At 70.2% G+C, this 3,321-nt stretch carries 1 protein-coding gene and 1 pseudogene; one reads left to right on the plus strand and one right to left on the minus strand.

The genetic code is table 11. The features are described 5' to 3' along the window. Positions 1-252, minus strand: a pseudogene (locus AB0I76_RS25750) (beta-N-acetylhexosaminidase); the annotation flags it as partial. A 315-nt stretch (positions 253-567) separates the two neighbouring features. On the opposite strand from AB0I76_RS25750, the gene ppdK reads away from it, so the two are divergent. Continuing rightward, positions 568-3,276 carry a pyruvate, phosphate dikinase gene (gene ppdK, locus AB0I76_RS25755; protein WP_357040454.1) on the plus strand — a complete coding sequence of 903 codons (2,709 nt, stop codon included), beginning with the start codon at positions 568-570 and terminating at the stop codon, positions 3,274-3,276. Positions 3,277-3,321 lie beyond the last annotated feature (45 nt).

The raw sequence follows: 3,321 nt of genomic DNA on the forward strand, positions 1-3,321 counted from the left end.
GCCCGGGTCGGCGCCGACCCGCACCGCCGCGTCCTCGGGCAGGACGAAGTCGGCGGTCGTGTCCGGGGCGACATGTTCCGGGGCGGGCACCACGTCATCCAGCCGGACCGGCGCGGGCGGGGCGAGCAGCTCGCCCGCTCGCTGGAGGGCGATCCGCGCCAGGTCGGCCGCGGTCGCTCCGGAGGAGGAGAGGCGAGCCGGATCGAGGGGCTCAGGGCCGGTCTCGGGGCGGGCGGCGGGGGTGGTGGGCACGGCGACGACTCCGGGGGGTGTATTTGCGCGGGATATGGCAAAAGTCAGGTTCGTCAAAACCAGTGCCGTCAAGAGTACGAGGGGAATCGGGATTGCGTGATCGTGCGCGTGGAAGCGTTCCCAAAAACCGGTACGGACGCGGACAGTGGTGACGGTTGTGCCGATTGTCACCGACCATTCCAAGCTGCGCGATGTTCGCTTAACCTTCGCCCACCGAACGTCGACCACTCCGGGATTACCGGAGGTCGGTCCCGGGGTATGTGCGAACTGAACCTTCGTTAAGTGTCAATTTCCGGCGCGCGTGGGAGGCTGACGGTGGCAGGGCAACAGGCGGTGGAGCACAAGTACGTCTACGACTTCTCCGAGGGCAACAAGGACCAGAAGGACCTGCTCGGCGGCAAGGGGGCCAACCTGGCCGAGATGACCAACCTCGGCCTGCCGGTCCCGCCCGGTTTCACCATCACCACCGAGGCTTGCAAGGCGTACCTCAGCACGGGTGAGGAGCCGGCCGGGCTCGGCGACCAGATCTCCGCCCGGCTCGCCACCCTCGAGAGCGCGATGGGCAAGCGCCTCGGCGACCCCGACGACCCGCTGCTGGTCTCCGTCCGGTCCGGCGCGAAGTTCTCCATGCCCGGCATGATGGAGACCGTCCTCAACGTCGGCCTCAACGACCGCTCCGTGGTCGGACTGAGCGCACAGGCCGGCGGCAACGACCGTTTCGCGTGGGACTCCTACCGTCGTCTGATCCAGATGTTCGGCAAGACGGTCTGCGAGGTCCCCGGCGAGGAGTTCGAGCACGCGCTCGACGACGCCAAGCGCGTCAAGGGCGTCACGAACGACCTGGACCTGGACGCGGACGACCTGCGTGGTCTGGTCGACGCGTACAAGAGCATCTTCAGCAAGCACACCGGCCGGGAGTTCCCGCAGGAGCCGCGCGAGCAGCTCGACCTCGCCATCCACGCCGTCTTCGAGTCGTGGAACGCCGATCGCGCCGTGCTCTACCGCCGGCAGGAGCGCATCCCGGCCGACCTCGGCACCGCCGTCAACGTGGTGGCGATGGTCTTCGGCAACCTCGGCCCGGACTCCGGCACCGGGGTGGCCTTCACCCGGGACCCCGCCAGCGGCGCCCAGGGCATCTACGGTGACTACCTGGCCAACGCCCAGGGCGAGGACGTCGTCGCCGGCATCCGCAACACCGTGCCGTTGCAGGAGCTGGAGCAGCTGGACAAGAAGTCCTACGACGAACTGCTCAGCATCATGGCCCGGCTGGAGGAGCACTACAAGGATCTCTGCGACATCGAGTTCACCATCGAGCGCGGCAAGCTGTGGATGCTCCAGACGCGGGTCGGGAAGCGTACCGCCGCCGCCGCGTTCGTCATCGCCGGCCAGCTCGTCGACGAGGGCCTGATCGACCTGGACGAGGCGCTGCACCGGGTCAACGGCGCACAGCTCGCCCAGCTGATGTTCCCCCGGTTCAAGCTCGACCACGAGTTCCAACCGGTCGCCAAGGGCATCGGCGCCTCACCCGGCGCGGCGGTCGGCAAGGTCGTCTTCACCTCGGCACGGGCGGTGGAGCTGGCCGCCGAGGGCGAGTCGGTGATCCTGGTCCGGCGGGAGACCAACCCCGACGACCTGAACGGCATGATCGCCGCGCAGGGCATCCTCACCTCCCGCGGCGGCAAGACCAGCCACGCCGCCGTGGTGGCCCGGGGCATGGGCAAGACCTGCGTGTCCGGCGCCGACGACCTGGACATCGACATTCCGGGGCGGAAGTTCGTCGTCGGCGGGCAGACCGTCTCCGAGGGCGACGTCGTCTCCATCGACGGGACCACCGGCAAGGTCTTCCTCGGCGAGGTGCCGGTCATGCCGTCGGAGGTGGTGCAGTACTTCGAGGGCAGCCTCGACCCGGCGCACATCGACAACGCGCTGGTCCGCGCCGTACACCGGATCATGACGCACGCCGACGGCAAGCGGCGCCTGCGGGTACGGACGAACGCCGACACCGGCGCGGACGCGGCCCGGGCCCGGCGCTTCGGCGCCGAGGGCATCGGCCTGTGCCGCACCGAGCACATGTTCCTCGGCGACCGCAAGGAGCTGGTGGAGCGGCTGATCCTGGCCCGCGACGGGAAGGAGCGGGACGACGCGCTCGCCGCGCTGCTGCCGTTGCAGCGCGCCGACTTCGTCGAGATCTTCCGGGAGATGGACGGCCTGCCGGTCACCGTCCGGCTGATCGACCCGCCGCTGCACGAGTTCCTGCCGCCGCTGGAGCAACTGGCGGTGAACGTGGCCGTCGCCCAGGAGCGCGGCGAGGACGTGGCCAAGGAGGAGGCGCTGCTCTCCGCCGTCCGCCGGATGCACGAGCAGAACCCCATGCTGGGCCTGCGCGGCGTCCGTCTCGGGCTGGTCATCCCGGGCCTGTTCGCCATGCAGGTCCGGGCGATCGCCGAGGCCGCGGTGGAGTGCGCGAAGCAGGGCGTACGGTCCTGCCCGGAGATCATGGTCCCGCTGGTCGGTGCCGTGCAGGAGCTGGAGACGGTACGCGCCGAGGCCGAGAAGATCATCGCCGAGGTGACCCGGGAGCAGCCGGTCGACGTGCTGATCGGCACCATGATCGAGGTGCCCCGGGCCGCGCTGACCGCCGGCCAGATCGCCGAGGCGGCGCAGTTCTTCTCCTTCGGCACCAACGACCTCACCCAGATGGGCTGGGGCTTCTCCCGCGACGACGTCGAGGGCGCGTTCTTCTGGCGCTACCTGGAGCTGGGCATCTTCGGCATCTCACCGTTCGAGTCGATCGACCGCGAGGGCGTCGGCCGGCTGGTGCGGATCGCCACCGAGGAGGGCCGGGCGGCCCGGCCGGGCCTGAAGATCGGCGTGTGCGGCGAGCACGGCGGTGACCCCGAGTCGGTGCACTTCTTCCACGAGGTGGGCCTGGACTACGTCTCCTGCTCGCCGTTCCGGGTGCCCGTCGCGCGGCTGGAGGCCGGTCGCGCGGTGGTGGAGACGGGCGGCTCCGACAGCCGCTGACGGCCGCGGCGTACGACAGGCGGCGGCGGGCCCGGGGGAGCGGGC

The organism is Micromonospora sp. NPDC049799, assembly GCF_040656655.1.
In the GTDB taxonomy this organism is placed as follows: Bacteria; Actinomycetota; Actinomycetes; order Mycobacteriales; family Micromonosporaceae; genus Micromonospora.